This window comes from Limnobaculum eriocheiris, from assembly GCF_021010575.1.
In the GTDB taxonomy this organism is placed as follows: domain Bacteria; phylum Pseudomonadota; class Gammaproteobacteria; order Enterobacterales; family Enterobacteriaceae; genus Limnobaculum; species Limnobaculum eriocheiris.
The window spans coordinates 12638-36441 of sequence record NZ_JAJNAG010000033.1 but is presented as its reverse complement, the minus strand read 5'-3'; the positions used below and the strand labels follow the sequence as shown (position 1 = coordinate 36441).

23 protein-coding genes are annotated in these 23804 nt (G+C 46.4%); 22 read left to right on the top strand and 1 reads right to left on the bottom strand.

Features of this window, described 5'->3' with window-relative positions; genetic code table 11:
• Positions 1–170: 170 nt before the first annotated feature.
• Entirely contained in the window at positions 171–1361 is a 1191-nt protein-coding gene (ubiF, locus tag LPW36_RS13055; RefSeq protein ID WP_230610287.1) for a 3-demethoxyubiquinol 3-hydroxylase, read from the bottom strand.
• Positions 1362–1518: 157 nt separating this feature from the next.
• On the opposite strand from ubiF, the gene miaB reads away from it, so the two are divergent.
• The 22 genes from miaB (at position 1519) to ybeD (ending at position 23582) form a co-directional block, all read left to right on the top strand.
• On the top strand, positions 1519–2946 hold the full coding sequence (gene miaB / locus LPW36_RS13050) for a tRNA (N6-isopentenyl adenosine(37)-C2)-methylthiotransferase MiaB (RefSeq protein ID WP_130591800.1): 1428 nt from the start codon (positions 1519–1521) through the stop codon (positions 2944–2946).
• Between the two features lie 117 nt (positions 2947–3063).
• Positions 3064–3255: a hypothetical protein gene (locus tag LPW36_RS13045; RefSeq protein ID WP_230610285.1), complete on the top strand. Its 192-nt coding sequence runs from the start codon at positions 3064–3066 to the stop codon at positions 3253–3255.
• Positions 3256–3422: 167 nt separating this feature from the next.
• The gene (locus tag LPW36_RS13040) at positions 3423–4478 is read left to right on the top strand and encodes a PhoH family protein (RefSeq protein ID WP_230610283.1); all 1056 of its coding nucleotides are present in this window, start codon (positions 3423–3425) and stop codon (positions 4476–4478) included.
• 12 nt (positions 4479–4490) lie between these two features.
• Positions 4491–4964, top strand: coding sequence for an rRNA maturation RNase YbeY (gene ybeY, locus LPW36_RS13035; RefSeq protein WP_230610281.1), 474 nt, complete (start codon positions 4491–4493; stop codon positions 4962–4964).
• A gap of 18 nt (positions 4965–4982) precedes the next feature.
• Positions 4983–5861 carry a CNNM family magnesium/cobalt transport protein CorC gene (gene corC / locus LPW36_RS13030; RefSeq protein ID WP_230610275.1) on the top strand — a complete coding sequence of 293 codons (879 nt, stop codon included), beginning with the start codon at positions 4983–4985 and terminating at the stop codon, positions 5859–5861.
• A gap of 7 nt (positions 5862–5868) precedes the next feature.
• Positions 5869–7398 carry an apolipoprotein N-acyltransferase gene (gene lnt, locus LPW36_RS13025; RefSeq protein ID WP_230610273.1) on the top strand — a complete coding sequence of 510 codons (1530 nt, stop codon included), beginning with the start codon at positions 5869–5871 and terminating at the stop codon, positions 7396–7398.
• Between the two features lie 399 nt (positions 7399–7797).
• Entirely contained in the window at positions 7798–8694 is an 897-nt protein-coding gene (locus LPW36_RS13020; RefSeq protein WP_230610271.1) for a glutamate/aspartate ABC transporter substrate-binding protein, read from the top strand.
• 97 nt (positions 8695–8791) lie between these two features.
• A complete protein-coding gene (locus tag LPW36_RS13015; RefSeq protein ID WP_230610269.1) occupies positions 8792–9529 on the top strand; it encodes an amino acid ABC transporter permease in 738 nt (245 codons plus the stop codon).
• A 2-nt stretch (positions 9530–9531) separates the two neighbouring features.
• Positions 9532–10215, top strand: coding sequence for a glutamate/aspartate ABC transporter permease GltK (gene gltK / locus LPW36_RS13010; RefSeq protein ID WP_130593673.1), 684 nt, complete (start codon positions 9532–9534; stop codon positions 10213–10215).
• A complete protein-coding gene (locus LPW36_RS13005) occupies positions 10215–10940 on the top strand; it encodes an amino acid ABC transporter ATP-binding protein (RefSeq protein ID WP_108899792.1) in 726 nt (241 codons plus the stop codon). The genes gltK and LPW36_RS13005 overlap by 1 nt, the downstream gene beginning before the upstream one ends.
• A gap of 117 nt (positions 10941–11057) precedes the next feature.
• Entirely contained in the window at positions 11058–11705 is a 648-nt protein-coding gene (locus tag LPW36_RS13000; protein WP_230610267.1) for a transporter, read from the top strand.
• 172 nt (positions 11706–11877) lie between these two features.
• Positions 11878–14460, top strand: coding sequence for a leucine--tRNA ligase (gene leuS, locus LPW36_RS12995; RefSeq protein ID WP_230610265.1), 2583 nt, complete (start codon positions 11878–11880; stop codon positions 14458–14460).
• A 14-nt stretch (positions 14461–14474) separates the two neighbouring features.
• Positions 14475–15053 (top strand): LPS assembly lipoprotein LptE, encoded by a 579-nt coding sequence (gene lptE / locus LPW36_RS12990; RefSeq protein WP_230610263.1) that lies wholly within the window; start codon positions 14475–14477, stop codon positions 15051–15053.
• Positions 15050–16081, top strand: coding sequence for a DNA polymerase III subunit delta (gene holA, locus LPW36_RS12985; protein ID WP_230610261.1), 1032 nt, complete (start codon positions 15050–15052; stop codon positions 16079–16081). Before lptE ends, holA begins: the two co-directional genes overlap by 4 nt.
• A complete protein-coding gene (nadD, locus tag LPW36_RS12980; protein WP_230610254.1) occupies positions 16074–16736 on the top strand; it encodes a nicotinate-nucleotide adenylyltransferase in 663 nt (220 codons plus the stop codon). Before holA ends, nadD begins: the two co-directional genes overlap by 8 nt.
• Positions 16737–16893: 157 nt before the next feature.
• The gene (rsfS, locus tag LPW36_RS12975) at positions 16894–17211 is read left to right on the top strand and encodes a ribosome silencing factor (RefSeq protein ID WP_230610252.1); all 318 of its coding nucleotides are present in this window, start codon (positions 16894–16896) and stop codon (positions 17209–17211) included.
• Positions 17212–17214: 3 nt separating this feature from the next.
• Entirely contained in the window at positions 17215–17685 is a 471-nt protein-coding gene (gene rlmH, locus LPW36_RS12970) for a 23S rRNA (pseudouridine(1915)-N(3))-methyltransferase RlmH (protein ID WP_230610251.1), read from the top strand.
• Between the two features lie 24 nt (positions 17686–17709).
• The gene (gene mrdA / locus LPW36_RS12965) at positions 17710–19611 is read left to right on the top strand and encodes a peptidoglycan DD-transpeptidase MrdA (RefSeq protein ID WP_230610249.1); all 1902 of its coding nucleotides are present in this window, start codon (positions 17710–17712) and stop codon (positions 19609–19611) included.
• A gap of 20 nt (positions 19612–19631) precedes the next feature.
• Positions 19632–20741: a peptidoglycan glycosyltransferase MrdB gene (gene mrdB, locus LPW36_RS12960; protein WP_230610247.1), complete on the top strand. Its 1110-nt coding sequence runs from the start codon at positions 19632–19634 to the stop codon at positions 20739–20741.
• An 11-nt stretch (positions 20742–20752) separates the two neighbouring features.
• Positions 20753–21817, top strand: a complete 1065-nt coding sequence (gene rlpA / locus LPW36_RS12955) for an endolytic peptidoglycan transglycosylase RlpA (protein WP_230610242.1) — start codon at positions 20753–20755, stop codon at positions 21815–21817.
• Positions 21818–21967: 150 nt separating this feature from the next.
• Positions 21968–23194, top strand: a complete 1227-nt coding sequence (dacA, locus tag LPW36_RS12950; protein ID WP_230610240.1) for a D-alanyl-D-alanine carboxypeptidase DacA — start codon at positions 21968–21970, stop codon at positions 23192–23194.
• A gap of 124 nt (positions 23195–23318) precedes the next feature.
• Positions 23319–23582: a DUF493 family protein YbeD gene (gene ybeD / locus LPW36_RS12945; protein WP_230610238.1), complete on the top strand. Its 264-nt coding sequence runs from the start codon at positions 23319–23321 to the stop codon at positions 23580–23582.
• The last annotated feature ends 222 nt before the right edge of the window (positions 23583–23804 follow it).

The following is a 23804-nucleotide window of genomic DNA, read 5'->3' as shown; positions in this document are numbered from 1 at the left end:
AAACTTCTGACATACTTGGTAAACAGGCATAGAGGTGATCTCATTGAATTGATAGCACAATCAGTAGATCACAAAACTCTATGCCTGTCTTTTTTTACCTGCTCATTACTGGGGATTCCTCAGCGCATCAGCGAGTTTTTTTTTATCTGTCATTCAGCATCGTCTGGCAACTACAGCCCCAGTGCATATTTCAATGCCCATTGTTTGAGCTTACCGGAACGTTCTGCCGCCATTAACGCCAGATTGCGAACCAAACGCAGCGGCGGTAACTGATTACTGAAAGCCTTATAGAATAAATCCATACCGGACTGCATCAGTAAGTTATCCGGGTAGCGCCAGCGCTGGTAACGGCTTAAAACCGCATCAGAACCATACGCTTCCCCTGTCTTACGCGCTTCCAGCAATACCTGTAATAAGCAATCCACATCACGATAGCCTAAATTAACCCCCTGCCCCGCCAGAGGATTAATGGTATGGGCTGAATCCCCTACCAGTACCGTACCCGATTGATAATAACGTTGAGCATGGCGGCGAATTAACGGAAATGATCCTGCGGCTTTCACTTTTACCGTCCCCAGACGCTGTGGGAATTCGCGCAGAACCTCTTTCTCCAGCTCTGTCATAGAGAGCGATTGCAACTGGCGAATACGTGATGGGGAGTCATACCACACCAGAGAGGCGTATTGTCCAAACAGCGGTAAAAAAGCACGCGGGCCTGAAGGGTAAAATTGCTGCCAGGTTACATCTTGCTGAGGCTGCTGAGTCTCAACGGTTATCAGCATACAGGACTGACGATATTGCCAGCCGGTTAATCCGATACCGGCAAACTTTCTTACCGCAGAGTCTGCGCCGTCTGCCCCAATGACTAATGGCGCACTCAGGCATTCGCCATTATCCAATCTCACCAGTTTCATTGTTGCATCAGATTCTGATGGCATAACCGAAACTAAGCGAGCAGGACAATGTAATGCTAATGAAGGCCAATGCTCAAACTGTTGCCATAAACCCAGTTGAATGAGTCGGTTCTCTACCATATAGCCCAGCTCAGGCAATGATAGCGAAACGGCATCAAAGACCACTTTAGACTCGTTCCACTCCCAGGTTTCCAGCTTGCGGTAAGGGGTAATCCGCATGGATGCAATATTATCCCATGCACCTAATCGCTTTAGCAGATTAACTGAAGTACAACCAATGGCTGAAACCCGTACATCGGGTTCACTGTCGGGAGAAAAAGCCGCCGGGCTGTCATGTTCGACTAGCGCCACCGACCAGCCGGCTTGAACTAAACCAAGGGCAGTCGCTGCGCCAACCATTCCACCGCCGACAACAATGGCATCATACTGTTTTATTGTTTTTTTCATCTTGTTATCACACCGCGCTAATCCTTACTGCCACAGAGTGTACCGGATTTTTACAATTCCTTCAGCGTTGAAGCGATCCTTAAGCTGGTCACGGGAACAACAAACTATTACAATACGCGCCCTGCATAGGGTTTAACCTGTACTGAGTAGCGAGTCTATGACCAAGAAACTGTATATAAAAACCTGGGGCTGTCAGATGAACGAATACGATTCATCTAAAATGGCCGATTTACTGGGAAGCACCCATGGCTATCAGCTGACCGAAGATGCTGAAGAGGCGGATGTTCTATTGCTGAACACCTGCTCTATTCGTGAAAAAGCGCAGGAAAAGGTATTCCATCAGCTTGGTCGCTGGAAATCATTTAAAGACACCAGGCCCGACATTATTATTGGCGTCGGTGGGTGTGTGGCATCTCAGGAAGGGGATCACATCCGTCAACGCGCACCTTTTGTCGATGTAATTTTTGGGCCGCAAACCCTGCATCGTCTGCCGGAAATGATCAATAAAGCCAGCGGTACCCGCAGTCCGGTGGTTGATATCAGCTTTCCGGAAATCGAGAAATTCGATCGTTTACCAGAGCCTAAAGCCGAAGGCCCTACCGCTTTCGTTTCCATTATGGAAGGCTGCAACAAATATTGTACTTACTGCGTGGTGCCTTATACCCGCGGTGAAGAAGTGAGCCGCCCGAGCGATGATGTGTTATTCGAAATCGCACAGTTGGCCGCACAAGGCGTGCGGGAAGTAAATCTGCTGGGCCAAAACGTTAATGCCTACCGGGGCCCCGCTTTTGACGGCGGTATCTGTACCTTTGCAGACCTGCTACGTTTAGTGGCCAGTATCGATGGTATTGACCGTATTCGCTTTACAACCAGCCATCCCATTGAGTTCACTGACGATATCATTGAAGTGTACAAAGATACCCCTGAGCTGGTTAGCTTCCTGCATCTTCCGGTACAAAGCGGTTCTGACCGCGTTTTAAATATGATGGGCAGAACCCATACCGCGCTGGAATATAAAGCCATTATTCGCAAACTGCGTGCGGCGCGTCCGGACCTGCAAATCAGCTCTGACTTTATCGTTGGCTTCCCGGGTGAAACCCTGCAAGACTTCGAACAAACCATGAAGCTGATTGCCGATGTTGATTTCGATATGAGCTATAGCTTTATCTTCTCCGCCCGTCCGGGAACACCGGCGGCCGATATGGTAGATGATGTCTCGGAAGATGAAAAAAAGCAGCGTCTGTACATTCTACAGGAACGAATCAATCAGCAGGCCATGCAGTACAGCCGTCGTATGCAAGGCAGTATTCAACGAATCTTAGTAGAAGGCACATCACGTAAAAGCGTTATGGAGCTGTCCGGCCGTACCGAGAATAACCGGGTGGTTAACTTTGAAGGCACTCCGGATATGATTGGTAAATTTGTTGACGTAGAAATTGTCGATGTTTATACCAACTCCCTGCGCGGTAAGCTGGTAAGAACCGAAGATCAGATGAACCTACGCGTTCAGGCATCACCAGAAGAGGTGATTGCCCGTACCCGTAAAGAAGATGACTTAGGCGTAGGTGTTTATCAGCCTCAATAAGGTCGCTTTTCGTATTAAAGCATCATGGTAAGCAGCAGCGACTGATTGCCATGATGTTTTAAAATAGCTTATCTCTTTACCATATTTAGCGTTAATCAGACACAGGGAAAGTCAAACATGGGCATGATCATTCTACCAACCATCGGCTTACTGTGTATTTTGCTGCTGGTTTTGGGGGTCTTGCTGTTTTATATCAATAAACGCTCATCTCCCGTTCTGGTCATTCTGTTTATTCTGGCTGCCGTAGCCGCCTGCTCAGTTGCCTGGTTCCTCTATCAGTGTATTACGGCAACCGGCGGTGGCCACTGACTCATTCCGTTTCTCCATAAACGTGATTTTATCGAATTTATTTCAATAGTTGCGAATTTGAGATCCCACATGAATAATGATGTAAGTTATCTATAATTAAAGATAAATAGCGCTGTATAAAAAGCATTCTTATTCATTAATCACATCGCGAGATTAAGAGGTACTACTTGAAGATTGATACTCTGGAAGTTTCACTGGAACCCGTAGACAACGAGCGCCTGAAGAGCTTATGCGGTCCATTTGATGACAATATCAAACAGTTGGAACGGCGCCTTGGTATTGAAATCAACCGTCGCGATAATCGATTTACTCTGGTTGGCAAAGCTTCCTGTGTTGAGGTGGCTAAAGATATTCTTCTTACGCTTTATGTGGATACCGCGCCAATACGCGGAATCATTCCTGATATTGAACCCGACCAAATACATTTAGCCATTAAAGAGTCCGGCGTTTTAGAACAAATTGCCGATTCAGTACCTGAGTATGGCAAAGCGGTGATCATCAAAACCAAGCGGGGAATGATTAAACCCCGCACGCCAAACCAGGCTCAGTATATTGCCAATATTCTCGACCATGACATTACCTTTGGTATTGGTCCTGCCGGTACGGGTAAAACCTATCTGGCGGTTGCCGCAGCGGTTGATGCGCTGGAACGTCAGGAGATCCGCAGAATATTGCTCACCCGGCCGGCCGTTGAGGCCGGAGAAAAGCTGGGGTTCCTGCCCGGTGACTTAAGCCAGAAAGTTGACCCTTACCTGCGTCCATTATATGACGCACTGTTTGAAATGCTGGGTTTTGAACGGGTCGAAAAACTGATGGAGCGTAACGTTATCGAGGTGGCTCCTCTGGCCTATATGCGTGGCCGTACATTAAACGATGCGTTTATTATTCTGGATGAAAGCCAGAACACCTCCATTGAACAAATGAAGATGTTCCTGACCCGCATTGGATTTAACTCTAAGGCAGTGATCACCGGTGATGTCACACAAATCGACCTGCCGCGAAATCAAAAGTCCGGTTTGCGTCACGCGATTGAGGTATTATCCAACGTTGATGAAATCAGCTTTAACTTCTTTCATAGTGAAGACGTGGTCAGACACCCGGTGGTCGCCCGTATCGTTATCGCCTATGAAGAATGGGAAGCCGAAGACCAGAAACGTAAAGATGCGCTGGCCGAGCAACGCAAACGCGAATATCAGCAAATCTCTGAGCCCGACGCGCAATAATCGAAGGCAGATATGGACCATGTTATTTTAGATTTACAGATAGCCTGCGAGAATACTCAGGGATTACCTGATGAGCAAGAGATTCAACGCTGGCTGGATGCGGCGGTACTTCCTTTCCAGTTGGAGGCAGAAGTTACTGTCCGTCTGGTGGATATTGAAGAGAGCCACCAGCTTAATCATACCTATAGGGGAATGGATAAGCCGACCAATGTGCTATCATTTCCTTTTGAGGCCCCACCCGGTATGGAAATGCCGCTGTTGGGGGATTTGGTCATCTGTCGCCAGGTCGTAGAGAAGGAAGCGGATGAACAAAATAAGATTTTACTCGCACATTGGGCTCATATGGTTGTTCATGGTAGCCTCCATCTGTTAGGGTATGATCACATCATTGATGATGATGCGGAAGAAATGGAGTCTTTAGAAACTGAGATTATGCAAGAGTTAGGTTATCCTGACCCTTACGCCTCGGAAAAAGACGCAGTCTAACTAACTAATAAAGAATGCATGAGCGACGATCATTCACAAAGTAACGATAGCCCGGGACCCAAAAAGGGCTTTTTTTCACTGATTCTTGGCCAGTTTTTTCATGGCGAGCCTAAAAACCGCGGCGACTTAGTCGAACTTATCCGCGATTCAGAACAAAACGAACTTATCGATCCTGATACCCGCGATATGCTGGAAGGTGTCATGGATATCGCTGAACAACGCGTTCGCGATATTATGATCCCCCGTTCCCAGATGATTACCCTAAAACGTAATCAGCCGCTGGAAGAGTGTCTGGATGTGATTATTGAATCAGCCCACTCACGCTTTCCGGTCATCAGCGAAGACAAAGACCATATTGAAGGCATTTTAATGGCAAAAGATTTATTGCCATTTATGAGTAAAGATTCTCAGCCTTTCACTATCGATCAGGTTCTTCGCCCGGCGGTAGTGGTACCCGAAAGTAAGCGCGTTGACCGCATGCTGAAAGAGTTTCGCTCACAACGTTATCATATGGCGATTGTGGTTGATGAATTTGGCGGCGTTTCCGGTTTGGTAACCATTGAAGACATTCTTGAATTGATTGTTGGTGAGATCGAGGATGAATATGACGATGTAGAAGACCGGGATGTACGTCAGTTAAGCCGACATACGTTTACCGTCAGAGCCTTAACGCCAATAGAAGAGTTTAATGAAGTCTTCTCTACCAACTTCAGTGATGAAGAGGTTGATACTATTGGTGGTCTGGTTATGCAAGCCTTTGGTCATCTGCCGTCACGGGGAGAGATCATTTCTATTGAGGGTTACCAGTTTAAGGTTGCTATGGCGGATAGCCGGCGCATTATTCAGGTACACGTCACGATTCCTAATGAATCGCCACAACCACAGTTAGAAGATTAAATATTACATGACTGTAGCCCATATCTTTGATCCCCAGCGGATTAGATTGCCGCTGGCATTAATTTTAGGTGCCTGTGGCACCCTTTCACTCTCCCCTTTTGACCTGTGGCCAATGGCGCTGGTTTCACTGTGTGGCTTACTTGCCCTGACGTTGAACCTTACGCCTAAACAAGCCATGGCAGTTGGTTTTTGGTGGGGGTTAGGCCTGTTTTTATCCGGTATTCACTGGGTTTATGTCAGCATCGACCAGTTTGGCGGTCTGCCGATGCCCATCAGTATTGGTCTGGTATTACTGCTGGCGGCGTATCTGTCCCTTTACCCGATGCTGTTTGGTTGGTTACTGGCCCGCTTTTGGCCGAATACCACCGTCTGGCGTCTGGCGCTGGCGGCCCCTGCTCTCTGGCAGGTTACTGAATTTCTACGCGGCTGGGTCTTTACCGGATTTCCCTGGGTGCAGTTTGGCTACAGTCAGGTAGATGGGCCGTTAAAAGGTATTGCACCACTGCTGGGCGTTGATGCTATCAATATGCTGATGGTTGCTATCAGCGGTCTGTTAGTCTTTGCCATTTGCCAACGCCATATTCTGCCCGGCGTTATTGCCGTGCTCTGTATTCTGCTACCCTGGCCGCTTAAGCAGGTACAATGGTTTACCGAACAGCCAGAGCGTACCGTTGATATAGCTTTAGTACAGGGGAATATTGCCCAGTCGTTAAAATGGAGCCCTGACCATCTGCTGCCTACGCTGGAAGCTTATGTCAATGAGTCCAGACCTTATATTGGCAAATCGCGAATTATTATCTGGCCTGAAGCGGCAATTCCGGATATCGAAACCAGACAGGCCTCATTCTTATCCATGCTGGATAGAAATTTCCGTGAAAACAATTCAGCCCTGATTACCGGTATTATTGATTACCGCACCACGCCACAACGTTCTGATTACTACAATACGCTGATTGTCTTGGGCAACCAGCAGCCTTATCAGTATGGCGGCGCTAACCGATATAATAAGCACCATTTAGTTATCTTTGGTGAATATGTCCCTTTTGAGTCGATTCTGCGCCCGCTGGCGGCTTTCTTTGATTTACCAATGTCATCCATTAGCGAAGGCAGTTATCTGCAAGCACCCATTGATGTTGCCGGATATAAAATCACCAGCGTTATTTGCTATGAAGTGATCATTGGTCAGCAGGTAAGGGATAACTTTAAGCCGGATACCGACTTCCTGTTAACCATTTCTAACGATGCCTGGTTTGGTGATTCCATTGGTCCATTGCAGCACTTCCAAATGGCACGCATGAGAGCCTTAGAGTTGGGTCGCCCAATGCTACGCGGCACCAACAATGGCGTAACGGCGGCGATTAATGCCAGCGGTGATGTAATTGCCCAAATTCCACAGTTTAAGCGTCAGGTACTGGAAGTGAAGGTTGCACCAACAACCGGTATGACACCTTATGCCCGTTGGGGATCGTTACCGGTCTGGTTAATTACCCTATTACTGGCCGGTGGCGCCTGGTTGTTATCCCGTCGTTTAAAATAAAAACTCAGTGGGCTACAGATTAGTTATTGCTGTAGCCTGCTCTTTTCAGGTGATTTTTACTGGCCCCTACCTATTTTAAACAAAAAATTAACATATCTCAGACTTGGCACGTACCTTGCTACATATCTATTGAAGCCGGATAAAGGGTGAAAATAATCCTGAAATTTCTGGTTGTTAAAGATGGCACGCACCAATAAGGTGCATATTTGCACTAAAAGTAAGCATATCTGTGAATTCGCTCACTAATGGTGCAAATTATTGGTAAACAAGGTGTTAATTGTTTTACACAAACACAGCATTAAACTACATTTTAATTACATCATTGGCGGTCTTCGGATTGACTGATGGGCTACAAAAAACGGTTACAACATCATACTGATAACAATGAAGGAGTAAGTCATGCAATTACGCAAGTTAGCACTACCGCTAGTTTTAATGGGTCTGACAAGTACGGCGCTCCACGCAGAGGATTTGGACGGTACGCTGAAGAAGATCAAGGACTCGGGTGTTATTACCGTTGGTCACCGGGAATCTTCTGTTCCTTTCTCTTATTATGATAATCAGCAGAATGTTGTCGGTTATTCACAAGACTACTCAAATCTGATTGTTGAAGCAGTTAAGAAGAAACTGGACTTACCAAACCTTCAGGTCAAATTAATTCCTATTACTTCTCAAAACCGCATTCCATTGCTGCAGAACGGTACTTTTGATTTTGAATGTGGTTCAACTACCAACAACGTAGAGCGTCAGAAGCAAGTTGACTTCTCTAACACCCTGTTTGTGGTCGGTACTCGCCTTCTGACCACAAAAGATTCTGGCATCAAAGAGTTTACCGATCTGAAAGATAAAAACGTGGCGGTAACCTCAGGCACTACCTCTGAAACTATTCTGAACAAACTGAACGACACTGATAAATTGAATATGAAAATTATCAGCGCTAAAGACCATGGTGATGCATTCCGTACCGTGGAAAGCGGTCGTGCGGTTGCCTTTATGATGGACGATGCCTTACTGGCGGGCGAAAGAGCAAAATCGAAGAAACCCGATCAGTGGGAAATTGTTGCCAAGCCACAATCTTTTGAAGCATATGGCTGTATGCTGCGTAAAGGCGATGCTCAGTTTAAAAAGCTGATGGATGAAACCATTGCTCAAGCGCAAACTTCTGGCGCAGCAGAGAAATCTTATGACAAATGGTTCAAGCAGCCTATTCCACCGAAGAATCTGAACATGAACTTCGAACTGTCAGAAGATATGAAAAAACTGTTTAAAGCACCGAACGATAAAGCCCTGAACTAACAGAGTTACATCGCAGTTATCGGCTCTAGGTTGGCACCCTTTACGCTCACGTTGGCGTAAAGGGATGCCGATAAAAAGAAATAATAAGGGCTAAGTTATGTTTGGAAACTGGAACTGGGGAATATTCTTAGAACAAGCCCCGTTTGGAAATACTACCTATCTGGATTGGCTATGGGCTGGTTTTCAGGTCACGGTAGCTCTGTCCATATGCTCATGGATTCTGGCGTTTATTCTGGGATCGCTGTTTGGTATTTTACGCACTGTTCCTAACCGTGTCCTTTCCGGATTGGGAACTTTATACGTTGCACTCTTTCGCAACGTGCCATTAATTGTACAATTTTTCATCTGGTATCTGTTGGTGCCTGAGTTATTACCGGCATCTATTGGTGACTGGTTTAAAGGTGAAGTGGACCCAAATATCCAATTCTTTGTGGTCTCTGTCTGCTGTCTGGGTTTCTTTACCGGTGCCCGGGTGTGTGAACAGGTCAGAACCGCAATCCAATCACTTCCTCGTGGACAAAGAGGTGCCGCACTGGCATTAGGGCTAACCCTACCTCAGGCATATCGCCATGTGCTGTTACCTAACGCTTATCGCATTATTATTCCACCCTTGACCTCTGAAATGCTTAACATGGTGAAAAACTCTGCCGTAGCATCAACCATTGGTCTGATTGAACTTTCTGCGCAGGCAAACAAGCTGTTGGAATATTCCGGCTACGCTTATGAATCCTTCCTCGCCGTCACCATCGCTTACGTACTGATTAACATCATTGTTATGCGACTGATGAAGCTGGTTGAGAAGAAAACCCGTCTGCCTGGCACCTTTGGAGGATAATGATGCTTGAATTTGACTGGAGTACCATTATTCCAAGCATGCCTTATCTGTTAGAGGGTATGTGGGTTACGCTGAAAATTGCTATCAGCGCAATTGTATTTGGTATCGCATGGGGAACCGCATTAGCGATTTTCCGTCTGGCACCACCGCCGTTCCGTTGGATTAGTTGGATTGCTGCGGCTTATGTTAATACCTTCCGCTCGGTACCGCTGGTCATGGTGCTGATGTGGTTCTATCTGATTGTGCCTCAGATACTACAAAAGTTTCTGGGTCTGTCACCGCAAACGGATATTCGTTTTATCTCCGCAGTGATCGCCTTCTCTCTGTTTGAAGCGGCTTATTATTCAGAAATTATTCGTGCCGGTTTACAGAGCGTTGCCAGAGGGCAAAACTCCGCCGCGCTGGCTTTAGGTATGACCCCCTGGCAATCCATGCGTTTGATTATTCTGCCTCAGGCATTTAAAGCTATGACGCCACTGCTGCTGACTCAGGGCATCATCCTGTTTCAGGATACGGCACTGGTGTACGTTATCGGTCTGGCGGACTTCTTCCGTAGCGCGACTAACGTCGGTAAGACTTCAGGTACCGAAATTGAGATGGTTTTATTTGCTGGTTTCGTCTACTTTATTGTCTGTTTATCCGCCTCCTTACTTGTAACTTATTTGAAAAAAAGGACGACAGTTTGATGATTTCCTTAAAACATGTTTCTAAATGGTATGACCGTTTTCAGGTGTTGTCAGATTGCACAACCGAAGTGAACAAAGGTGAAGTGGTCGTAGTCTGCGGCCCTTCCGGTTCCGGTAAATCTACCCTGATTAAAACGGTTAACGGTCTGGAACCAATTCAGCAGGGAACCATTCTGGTTGATGGCATTGCGGTTAACGATCCTAAAACCAATCTGGCCCAGTTACGTGCCAGGGTTGGTATGGTGTTTCAGCACTTTGAGTTGTTTCCACATCTGTCGATTATTGAGAACCTGACTCTGGCACAAATTAAAGTGCTCAACCGCAGCAAAGATGAAGCGCAGAAAAAGGGGTTAGCATTACTGGATCGTGTTGGTTTAACCAGCCATGCCAATAAGTTTCCAAGCCAGCTTTCCGGCGGACAGCAACAGCGTGTAGCCATTGCCCGTGCGCTGTGTATGGACCCTATTGCTATGCTATTTGATGAGCCAACCTCTGCACTCGATCCGGAAATGATTAACGAAGTTCTGGATGTCATGGTTGAACTGGCCTACGAAGGAATGACCATGATGGTGGTTACCCATGAAATGGGCTTTGCCAAAAAAGTAGCGCACCGCATTCTGTTTATGGATGAAGGTAAAATTATCGAAGACACCAAAAAGGATGACTTCTTTAATAATCCTCAATCCGATCGCGCCAAAGACTTTCTGGCAAAAATCCTGCACTAAGATTGATATTCAATACCCAAAGGCTCTGTTATACAGAGCCTTTGTATAATCATCCCACTTTGATACACTCCCTTACCGTTATTATACCAAAGCGCCCATTAATGACTGTGAATCTTTATGCAAACTGAGCTTTCAATCCTGTATCGCGCCATAAAGCAATTTTTGCTTTACTCTCTGGCTGCGGCGATATCTACCGGAATGATGTTTCTTGACATTAAACTGATAGGTAATCAATTGGATGAACTCTCATTCGTTGAGATTTCTCAGGAAACAATGCTGTTTATCAGCATCATATTGTTTTTAAGTCTGGCATGGAAAAAAGCCGATATCAGGTACTCAAGCATATTAATTGCTGGCTTTTTTATCTGTATGTTCATCCGCGAATTCGATAGTTTTCTGGATATGATTGATCATGGCTTCTGGATCTATCCGTCATTACTGGTTGCTGCTATTTGTCTGCTTTATACTGCTTTGAATATGAAGAGCGCGCTGGTGCAATTGGCTAATTTCACCACCTCACCCAACTATGGTTTTATGATCTCTGGCCTGGTGTGTATTCTGGTTTTTTCCCGACTGTTTGGGATGAAATACCTATGGTACAACCTGCATCCGGACCAGTCTCGATTCTTAATGTATAACATCAAAGCTGCCGTTGAAGAAGGAGCAGAGCTATTTGGCTACTCGCTCTGTCTGATTGCCAGCCTGTTTTACTATCGGGAGAATCAATCATCGCAGATAAAATCACCTTCAGAGTCCGATAACTGAAGGTCACTTCCTGTTTTACGATAAATATTTAACATAAAAATCATTTACCATGCTTTTGAGTATTGTTGAGGCCGACGCTTATCGGCTATCCTATGGGGATCTATTTCCCAATTGCAGATAAATGCTACTGCTAGTCATTTAGCAAATTAAAACAGAAGGACGATGCGTCGCCATGCAAGAGCAATACCGCCCGGAAGATATTGAATCTCACGTACAAAACCACTGGCAAGAAAACAAAACCTTTCAGGTCACTGAAGACCCAACGAAAGAAAAATATTACTGCCTCTCCATGTTGCCTTACCCTTCGGGGCGACTACATATGGGTCACGTGCGTAATTACACTATCGGCGACGTAATTTCTCGTTACCAGCGTATGCAGGGCAAAAATGTGCTACAACCAATCGGCTGGGATGCATTTGGCCTGCCTGCTGAAGGTGCAGCGGTTAAAAACAACACCGCTCCGGCACCCTGGACCTACGAAAATATTGCCTACATGAAAAACCAGTTAAAACTGTTAGGTTTTGGCTATGACTGGAGTCGTGAACTGGCGACCTGCGATCCTGACTACTATCGCTGGGAGCAGTGGTTTTTCACCAAGTTGTATGAAAAAGGCCTGGTTTACAAAAAAACCTCGGCGGTAAACTGGTGTCCAAACGACCAAACCGTACTGGCTAATGAACAGGTTATCGATGGCTGCTGCTGGCGTTGTGATACGCCAATTGAGCGTAAAGAGATCCCTCAGTGGTTTATTAAAATTACCGCCTATGCCGATCAGCTGTTAGACGACCTGGATACCCTTGAAAGCTGGCCAGAGCAAGTCAAAACCATGCAGCGTAACTGGATTGGTCGCTCTGAAGGGGTGGAAATCAAATTTGCTGTTGATGGTTCTGATGACAGCCTGTCTGTCTATACCACTCGTCCGGATACGTTTATGGGTGTGACCTATGTGGCTATCGCCGCCGGTCATCCACTGGCTGCACGCGCAGCACAAAGCAACCCTGCTCTGAACGCATTTATTGATGAATGCCGGAATACCAAAGTGGCCGAAGCTGAAATGGCTACTATGGAGAAAAAAGGGGTTGCTACCGGTTTCTATGTTATTCACCCTTTAACCGGTGAAAAACTGGCTGTCTGGATCGCTAACTTTGTCCTGATGGATTACGGTACCGGTGCCGTTATGGCGGTTCCGGGCCATGACGAGCGCGACTGGGAATTTGCCACCAAATATAGCCTACCGATTAAACCGGTTATTTTAACCGCTGAAGGTACAGCGCCAGACTTAAGCCATCAAGCCAGCACAGAAAAAGGCGTATTGTTTAACTCCGGCGAGTTTGACGGCCTGGATTATGATGCCAGTTTCAATGCTATTGCAGATAAGCTGGTATCCATGAGCGTGGGTGAGCGTAAAATCAATTATCGCTTACGTGACTGGGGCGTTTCCCGTCAACGTTATTGGGGGGCACCAATTCCAATGATGACACTGGAAGATGGCACCGTGGTGCCAACGCCAGAAGATCAGCTACCGGTTATCCTGCCGGAAGATGTCACCATGAATGGTATCACCAGCCCAATTAAAGCCGATCCTGAATGGGCGAAAGCTACCTATAAGGGCCAGCCAGCGCTGCGTGAAACCGACACTTTTGACACCTTTATGGAGTCTTCCTGGTATTACGCTCGTTATACTTGCCCTCAATATGATAAAGGCATGTTGGATCCAGCGGCAGCCAACTACTGGCTACCGGTCGATCAATATGTTGGTGGTATTGAACATGCCATCATGCACCTGATGTATTTCCGTTTCTTCCACAAGCTGCTGCGTGATGCCGGTATGGTTACATCTGATGAGCCAGCGAAACGCCTGCTGTGTCAGGGAATGGTATTAGCCGATGCCTTCTACTACACCGCTGGTACCGGTGAGCGCATCTGGATTGCTCCAGGCGAAGTTACCGTAGAGCGTGATGATAAACAGCGCATCATTAAAGCCTTCGATAAAGAGGGTCGTGAGCTGGTCTACAGCGGCATGGCTAAAATGTCGAAGTCTAAAAACAACGGCATAGATCCACAGGATATCGTGGAAAAATACGGTGCAGATACTGTGCGCCTGTTTATGATGTTTGCCTCCCCGGCTGAAATGACCCTGGAATGGCAAGAGTCCGGCGTTGAAGGCGCTAACCGCTTCCTGAAACGTTTGTGGCGTCTGGCTTATGACCATCTGTCAAAAGGTGCTGTTGCAGTGCTGAATGTTGCAGCTCTGAACGATGAGCAAAAAGCACTGCGTCGTGACCTGCATAAAACCATCGCTAAAGTGAATGATGATATTGGTCGCCGTCAGATTTTTAACACTGCCATTGCTGCCGTCATGGAGTTGATGAATAAATTAACCCGCGCGCCGCAAGAAAGTGAGCAAGATCGTGCGCTAATGCAGGAAGCATTACAGGCCGTTATTCGCCTGCTTTATCCGTTCACCCCACACATCTGTTTCAGCCTGTGGCAATCTCTGGGTGGTCAGGGTGATATCGATTCATCACCATGGCCAGTTGCCGATGAAGCCGCGATGATTGAAGACGAGAAGTTGGTGGTCGTTCAGGTTAATGGTAAAGTCCGGAGCAAAATCACCGTAGCCGCTGATATTACCGAAGAACAGGTTAAGGCGATTGCGATGGCCGATCCTCAAATTGCTAAATATCTGGATGGCGTCACTATTCGTAAGGTGATTTATGTTCCAGGAAAACTTTTAAATCTGGTTGTAGGTTAAGCCAAGGAGTATATGTGCGACATCCTATTGTAACAATCATGGTTGCTATGGCAGTGCTGGTCACTGCCGGATGCGGGTTTAACTTACGCGGTACCACTAATGTACCGCATGATTTAAATACTCTGATTCTGGATACTCCGGATCCTTATGGCCCAATGACCCGGGCTGTACGTAGCCAACTGCGCCAGAGTGGTGTAACTATCGTTGATAGTTCGACTGTCGATGAAAAAACACTAAAATCTACACCATCACTTCGCCTTGGCGGAGCCAGTTCATTCAGGGATACCGTCTCAATATTCCAGAATGGTACTACGGCTGAATATCAAATGGTGATGCAAAGTAGCGCTCAGGTCATGCTTCCGGGGAAAGGCATTTATAATATTAATGCTAAAGTATTCCGTTCATTTTTTGATAACCCATTAACCGCTCTGGCAAAAGATGCTGAAGAAGACATGCTTTATCAGGAAATGAGAGAGCAGCTGGCGCAACAACTGGTACGTAAACTGATTACCGTTCAAACCACTGAACAACCAGAAAATGAATCAGACGAGCAGCCAGCTACTCCAGCTCACGGTGCCGTTACGGTTCAATGATTCGACTCTATCCTGAGCAACTCAACGCGCAGCTCCATGAAGAGCTGCGCAGTTGTTATCAACTGTATGGCAATGAACCTCTATTGCTGGAAGAGAGTCAGGATGCGACTCGTCGGGCTGCATTAGCCCAGGGTTTTAATGAGAATTTTAGCTACGACCTGGGGCCGCAAACCGATTGGGAATCTATCTTTACTGAATTCCAGTCTCTTAGCCTTTTCTCCAGCCGAAAAATATTTACCCTTCAATTTCCTGATAATGGCGCTAATGCAGCCATTGGCGAGCAGTTAACACAATTAGCAACCTTGCTGAACCCTGATATTTTACTCATCCTGCGTGGGCCTAAGCTAACTAAAGCTCAGGAAAACGGCGTCTGGTTTAAAGCATTGGGAGAACACAGTGTTTATGTCAGTTGCTTAACACCAGAGCAGGCGCATCTGCCCCGTTGGGTTGCTCAACGCGCTAAAACCTTTAAGTTAACGATTGATGAAGCCGCAATACAACTCTTGTGTTACTGCTATGAAGGCAATCTGCTGGCGCTTTCTCAGGCACTTGAACGTCTTTCGCTACTTTATCCTGACGGTAAACTTACTCTGCCACGGGTTGAACAGGCGGTTAACGATGCTGCTCACTTTACCCCCTACCACTGGATTGATGCCATTCTGGCGGGAAAAGCTAAAAGAGCCTTTCATATCCTTCATCAGTTGCGTCTGGAAGAGACCGAGTCACTGATTTTGATCCGTACACTGCAACGGGAATTATTGCAGCTTCTGAATTTACAAAGAAAAATGCAACAAACCCCGCTCAGAACACTATTCGATCAACAAAAGATATGGCAAAATCGGCGCCCTTTGTTAACGCAAGCTTTACAGCGACTCACAGCAGTCCAACTGAATCAGGCTGTCGCCCTGCTCACCCAGCTTGAGTTAATTGTAAAACAGGACTTCGGCCAGTCTATTTGGGATGGTCTGGAAAGTCTTATGATGCTGCTGTGCGGCAAACCCTTATCTGAGGCGCGTTTAGATGTCTGACAGGATAGAAAGCGGTGAGGCCATCCATGCCTTATTTGGTGGTACCTTTGATCCCATTCATTACGGACATTTAAAACCCGTTGAGGCCCTGGCTCAGGAAGTTGGTCTTAATCGTATTACCCTGCTACCTAACCATGTACCACCCCATCGGCCACAGCCAGAGGCCAATACTCAACAACGATTAACCATGGTTAAACTGGCCGTTGCAGGTAATCCCCTCTTTTCGGTGGATGAACGTGAACTGCATCGTCTGGCACCCTCTTATACGATTGATACGCTGGAAGAAATTCGTAGTGAACAGGGAACAAAAATCCCACTGGCCTTTATCATTGGTCAGGACTCTCTGCTAACGCTTCACTACTGGCATCGCTGGCAGTCGCTATTAGATTACTGTCATCTTTTAGTCTGTGCCCGCCCCGGCTATACAGATAAACTGGATACACCAGAACTGGAGCGCTGGCTGCAACAACATCGTACTACGCATATTGACGATCTAAAGCAACAGGCCAATGGTCTTATCTATCTTGCCCATACGCCACTCCTGGATATTTCTGCTACTGATATTCGCCAGCGTAAACATAATGGCATTAGCCTCGATGACCTGCTGCCACCGGCAGTACAACAGTATATAGAACAACAGGGCTTATACCGCTGAGGCTGGAATCATGCTATTATCCGCCATCGGTTAAAAACACAAAAATTCATTAAGTCCATTTTATTATATCGCGGTGGCTGGCACCGATGTTGCCGCGCCCGTTATCGGGTAAGATGTTACTTATAATTTGAAGAGATTTTTATCAGGAGGGGAACCTTTGCAAGGTAGTGAGCTCCAATCATTTGTTATTGATAAAATAGAAGATCTGAAAGGCCAGGATATCGTCAGTATTGATGTCAGTAAATCATCCAGCATTACTGACTGTATGATTATTTGTACTGGTACCTCCAGCAAACATGTTCTGTCAATTGCCGATCACGTTGTTCAATCTGCTCGTCAGGCGGGTATGCTGCCTCTGGGTATTGAAGGGCAAAATGCCGGTGACTGGGTGGTAGTCGATCTGGACGACGTCATGGTTCATGTATTGCAGGAAGATAGCCGCCAACTCTATGAACTTGAGAAGCTCTGGAGTTAACGGGTGAAACTGCAGCTTATCGCAGTAGGGACAAAAATGCCCGACTGGGTACAGACAGGATTTAATGACTATATCCGTCGTTTCCCCAAAGATATGCCTTTTGAATTAACAGAAATTCCCGCGGGAAAACGCGGTAAAAATGCGGATATTAAACGCATTCTGGAAAAAGAAGGTGAACTCATGTTGTCAGCCGTGGGTAAAGGTAATCGAATTGTCACTTTAGACATTCCCGGTAGGCCTTGGGAAACACCACAATTGGCACAACAGTTAGAGTTATGGAAGCAGGATGGGCGTGACGTGAGTTTACTGATTGGTGGGCCGGAAGGTTTAGCCCCTGCCTGTAAAAGTGCTGCCGAGCAAAGCTGGTCTTTATCGCCATTAACCTTACCACATCCGCTGGTAAGAGTGCTGGTTGCTGAAAGCCTCTATCGCGCGTGGAGTATCACAACAAATCATCCTTATCACCGTGAATAGCAAATTGAATGAAATAGTTTTTGGATGAAAAAAGAACCTAACGCCTTCCGTGACCACACGGCAGAATCTGCTTTATTTATACGCCGGGCATTGGTTGCTCTTGTTGGCGTTATTATTCTTATTGCCGTTCTTATTGCTAACCTCTATAACATCCAGATTAAACGTTTTGAAGACTACCAAACCCGTTCTAACGACAACCGCATTAAACTGGTCCCTATCGCCCCTACCCGCGGATTAATCTATGACCGCAATGGTGTGGTATTAGCAGAAAATCGAACAATCTATCAGCTTGAGTTGGTACCAGAAAAAATCAGCAATTTGAAGGGTGCGATGGAAGAGCTACGTTCAATTGTTGATTTAGATGACGATGATATTGCCAACTTCGAAAAAGAGCGTAAGAACTCACGTCGCTTTACACCCATTGCGCTAAAAACCAAACTCACAGAGTTACAAATTGCCCACTTTGCCGTTAATCAATATCGCTTTCCTGGCATTGAGATAAAAGGATATCAACGTCGTTTTTATCCTTATGGTTCAGCCCTGACCCACGTTGTTGGCTACGTTTCAAAAATAAACACCCAGGATTTAGAACGTCTGGCCGCCAGCGATCAGCTACAGGATTACTCAGCCACACATGACATTGGTAAACAGGGCATTGAAAAGTATTACGAAGAAGTACTGCACGGTAAGCCTGGCTATGAAGAAGTTGAAGTTAACAGCCGTGGGCGAGTTATTCGTCAGCTAAATGAACAACCACCTCAGGCAGGGAAGGACATCTATCTAACCATCGACTTAAGCCTGCAAAAATATATTGAAGAATTATTGGGTACCCGTCGTGCAGCAGTGGTTGTCAGCGATCCACGGGACGGTGGAATATTAGCCATGGTTTCCAGCCCCAGCTATGACCCCAATATGTTTGTTGATGGCATTGCCTATAGTGATTATCAAAAATTATTGAACGATCCGGACAGACCGCTTATCAACCGTACCACTCAGGGCACCTACCCTCCCGCGTCGACGGTGAAGCCTTATATTGCGGTTGCTGCCCTATCGGAAGGGGTTATTACCAAGAAAACCTCCATTTACGATCCCGGCTGGTGGCAACTGCCTAACACAGATAAACGTTATCGTGACTGGAAGCGCTCGGGCCATGGTCATCTGGATGTTACCCGCGCACTGGAAGAGTCTGCCGATACCTATTTCTATCAGGTCGCCTATGATATGGGAATTGACCGTTTATCCAGCTGGATGAGAAAATTCGGCTACGGTGAATATAGCGGGATTGATATTGCTGAAGAGTACCCTGGCGTTATGCCAACTCGCGAATGGAAAATGAAACGCCATAAAAAACAATGGTATCAGGGTGACACTATTCCTGTTGGGATCGGTCAGGGTTACTGGACCGCTACTCCGCTTCAAATGTCTAAATCACTGGTGACGCTAATTAATGATGGTTTAGTGAAAACCCCTCATTTACTCAGTGGCACAAAAATTAACGGCAAACTGGTCCCTTATCAGCAGAAAGAGAATATCCACATTGGGGATATAAAGTCTGGTTTCTGGGAAATTGCCAAAGATGGTATGTATGGTGTGGTTTCTCGTCCTAACGGTACGGCTCGTCGCATATTTGCCGGTACGCCCTATAAGGCGGCAGGCAAATCAGGAACCGCTCAGGTTTTCGGCCTGAAAAAAAATGAAGTCTATAATGCTAAAAAGATTTCAGAACACCTGCGCGACCACGCACTGTTTGTTGGTTTTGCCCCTTATGATAGTCCAAGAGTTGCTGTTTCAATGATCCTTGAAAACGGCGGCGGTGGCGGTGGTAATGCGGGGCCAATTGTACGCCGTATTCTTGACCACATATTGCTGAACGATCAGAACACAGCAATGCCTGAACTTAATGCATCACCCAGTGATGGTGACTGACAGTGACTGATAAATAACCGATGAGCGATAACAAAAAACCAACCATATGGACCAAAATCCATATTGAGCCCATTATGATTTTCTTTCTGCTGGCTCTGCTTGCCTATAGCTTTTTTGTCTTATGGAGCGCCAGTGGGCAAGATCCGGATATGATGGAACGTAAAATTACCCAAACTATTCTTGGGTTTGCAGTGATGTTGGTCATGGCTCAGATACCACCCAGAGTGTATGAAAACTGGGCTCCATACCTGTATATCTTTTGCGTGATACTGCTTATTCTGGTGGACGTTTTCGGTCAAATCAGTAAAGGGGCGCAGCGCTGGTTAGATTTGGGCGTGGTGCGTTTTCAGCCTTCAGAAATTGCTAAAATAGCGGTTCCGCTTATGGTTGCCCGCTATATAAACCGTGATTCTTGTCCCCCGTCTTTGAAAAACACCGGTATTGCTCTGGTGATCATTTTCTTTCCAACTATGCTGGTTGCCGCGCAACCCGACCTGGGAACGGCAATACTGGTTGCAGCATCCGGCTTATTTATCCTGTTTTTGGCAGGTATGAGCTGGCGGCTGATATTTGTTGCCGCATTGGGTATCGCCGCCTTTATTCCGGTGCTTTGGTTCTTCCTGATGCACGATTATCAGCGAGGGCGGGTAATGATGCTACTCGATCCGGAAAGTGACCCTCTGGGTGCTGGCTATCATATTATTCAATCAAAGATTGCCATTGGTTCCGGCGGCTTATGGGGCAAAGGCTGGCTGCATGGCACCCAGTCTCAGTTAGAGTTTCTGCCTGAACGCCACACCGACTTTATCTTCGCCGTTCTGGCTGAAGAGCTAGGGCTGATTGGTGTACTGGTGCTATTAGCGCTCTATTTATGCGTCATTATTCGTGGATTTATGCTGGCCGCTCATGCTCAAACCAGTTTTGGTCGGGTGCTGATTGGCGGAATAGTGATGATTCTTTGTGTGTATGTTTTTGTCAATATCGGTATGGTTAGTGGAATTTTGCCGGTAGTTGGCGTACCGTTACCGTTCATCAGTTATGGCGGTTCCGCACTGATTGTGCTGATGGCCGGGATGGGTATTATCATGTCGGTACATACCCACAGAAAACTACTTTCAAAAAACGTTTAAGGACAATGTTGATGCGTAAACAGTGGCTATGGATTTGTGCAATGGGTTTCATGCTGGCAGCTTGTGAATCAACACCCCCTCCGCCCAAAACACCGACATTGCCGCCGTTGCCTCATTCCGGGCCTGCTACAGAAATTAGCGGCGTTGAACCTCGTTATGAACCTTATAATATTGGCACCATGAAAGATTATAAGGTAAGAGGAAAAAGCTACCGTATCATTACTCAGCCAGAAAACTTTAGCGAAGAGGGGCTGGCAAGTTGGTATGGTCAGGAGTTACATGGCAACAAAACAGCTATCGGTGAAACCTTTGACGCATATGAATTAAGTGCAGCTCACCCTACTCTGCCTCTTCCCAGTTATGTACGAGTCACTAATTTGAGTAATGGCCGTCAGTTAGTGGTTCGCGTTAATGATCGTGGGCCTTTTACCAAAGGTCGAATAATCGATCTGTCTAAAGCCGCGGCTGACCGTCTGAATATTACGGGTCAAACCAAAGTAAGACTGGATGTGATTATGGTTTCGCCAAATGGTCAACTATCAGGCCCTGGCACTATTGGTTCAGCCGTTGCCAAACGTTCCTATGAACTGCAGGATCGCCCGTTAATTGGTAATCAGGTGGTTTCACCCCAACAAAGCCTGAGCGCCCAACAGGAAGTCTCCGTGAACATTCCTGTCCAGCCTGACAATCGGGTGACGATACCAACCCCTACAGATAATAACCATAGCTTGTTACTCAGTGCCCCATCACAAGATGAAAGAGTCAATATTCCGGCTGCATCAAATTCAACCGCCACTGTACCCGCTAACCCTGACCGCGATAACGCCCAAATGGTCAGCGCAACCTCAACCGGCTTTCTGGTTCAGGTCAGTGCAGTGAATAACCGCCAGCGGGCTGTTGAAGTACAAAAAAGATTAAGTAATCAGCTGAATGTACCTGGAATGGTGTCCGTTGCCGGAGCCTACTATCGTATCCAGCTAGGCCCTTTCAGTACCAGAGAGCAGGCTCAAGAATTGCAACAACGTTTAGCAAGCCAGGGACAGCCAAATAGTATTATTCTGGTGGCATCACGCTAATCAGCGGGTTGTCACCTCATCGTCTCACAGACATGGACAAATTCAACGGCACCGGATACCCATAAAACAACGCGCGTTGGGTGCCCCTTGGCTGACCACCTGTTATACTGTGGCCGTTATTAACTTTCTACGGATATTGTTGTCCCGCTTATGAAACAGACGCTATCTACAAAAACATTTCGCCATACTCTGCTCAAAAGTCTGACTTTGGGTGCCTTAATCGCTCTGGGTACGACTTCTGTCGTTAAAGCTGATGATGTAAATCTTACCACTATCATCCCGGCTGTCCCGCAAATTGATGCTGAAGCCTATATTTTGATGGACTATAACTCAGGTAAGGTACTGGCAGAAATGAATGCCGATACCCGCAGAGATCCTGCCAGCCTGACTAAAATGATGACCAGTTATGTTATCGGCCAAAGCATTAAAGCTGGAAAAATCAGCCTGAATGATAATGTCACCATCAGTAAAGAAGCCTGGGCTACCGGAAATCCGGTCTTTAAAGGTTCTTCCCTGATGTTTTTACAACCAGGCACTCAGGTTAAAGTTTCTGAACTTAATCGCGGCATCGTTATTCAATCAGGAAACGATGCTTGTGTCGCCATGGCCGAGCACGTTGCCGGTAGTCAGGGTGCTTTCGTTAATATCATGAACAACTATGTAAAGGCGCTGGGATTGCAAAATACCCACTTTGGCACCGTACATGGTTTAGATGCTGCCGGTCAGTTTAGCTCGGCCCGCGATATGGCCATTATCGGTCAGGCCCTGATTCGTGATGTACCGGAAGAATACGCGGTATATAAAGAGAAAGAGTTTTACTTTAATAATATTAAACAGCCAAACCGCAATGGCCTACTGTGGGATACCAGCCTGAATGTTGACGGTATAAAAACCGGTCATACCGCAGCAGCCGGTTATAACCTGGTTGCCTCTGCAACCGAAGGTAACATGCGTTTAATCTCCGTTGTTATGGGCGGTCGTACTTTTAAAGGCCGTGAAACTGAAAGTAAAAAACTGCTGACATGGGGCTTCCGCTTCTTCGAAACCGTTACTCCACTGCAAGTAGGTAAAGAGTTTGCTTCAGAACCAGTGTGGTTTGGTGATACCGATCGCGTTCAGTTAGGGGTGGATAAAAATGCATCGCTAACCATTCCTCGCGGACGTCTTAACGACCTGAAAGCCAGCTATACCCTGACTAACAGTGAAATCAATGCTCCGCTGGCGAAAGGACAGGCTGTTGGTACTATTAACTTCCAGTTGGATGGCAAGACGATTGAACAGCGTCCATTAGTGGTATTAAACGAAGTGCAGGAAGGCGGTTTCTTTGGTCGCATGGTTGACCATATTAAGTTGCTGTTCCATCGCTGGTTTGGCTAATCGCCTTGAAAAACGAATTTCAGGCCCCATTTAATAAATAAGTCTGATGAAATATAGCTCCCGCCACCGCGGGAGCTATAATTTTTACAGGCCATACTCTTTTTAAATTTTTGTTGGAGCAACCATGAAAACGAAGCTGAATGAACTGCTTGAGTTCCCATGTTCTTTTACTTATAAAGTGATGGGCCTGGCACAACCGGAGCTGGTCGAGCAGGTAGTGGAAGTGGTACAACGCCATGCCCCTGGCGACTATAACCCTCAGGTTAAGCCCAGTAGCAAGGGAAACTACCACTCCGTCTCTATCACCATTACCGCAACTCATATTGAGCAAGTAGAAACGCTATATGAAGAGCTGGGTGATATCGAGATTGTGCGTATGGTGCTGTAATTAGCCAACAAAAATACGTGATTGATAAAACGGACAGGTTTTCCCTGTCCGTTTTTTATTGTCATTCTTAAACCACCTCCTCTGGAGGTGGTGATTGTTCTTGTAGGGCTTTGCCCGAATAAATACTAAGTCGATTATTTTTCTTATTTCATCATATTGATGTGAGTCACGGACTTGGTTTTATGCAGACTGAAAATACAGGAATAGTAATGAGATGGTGTT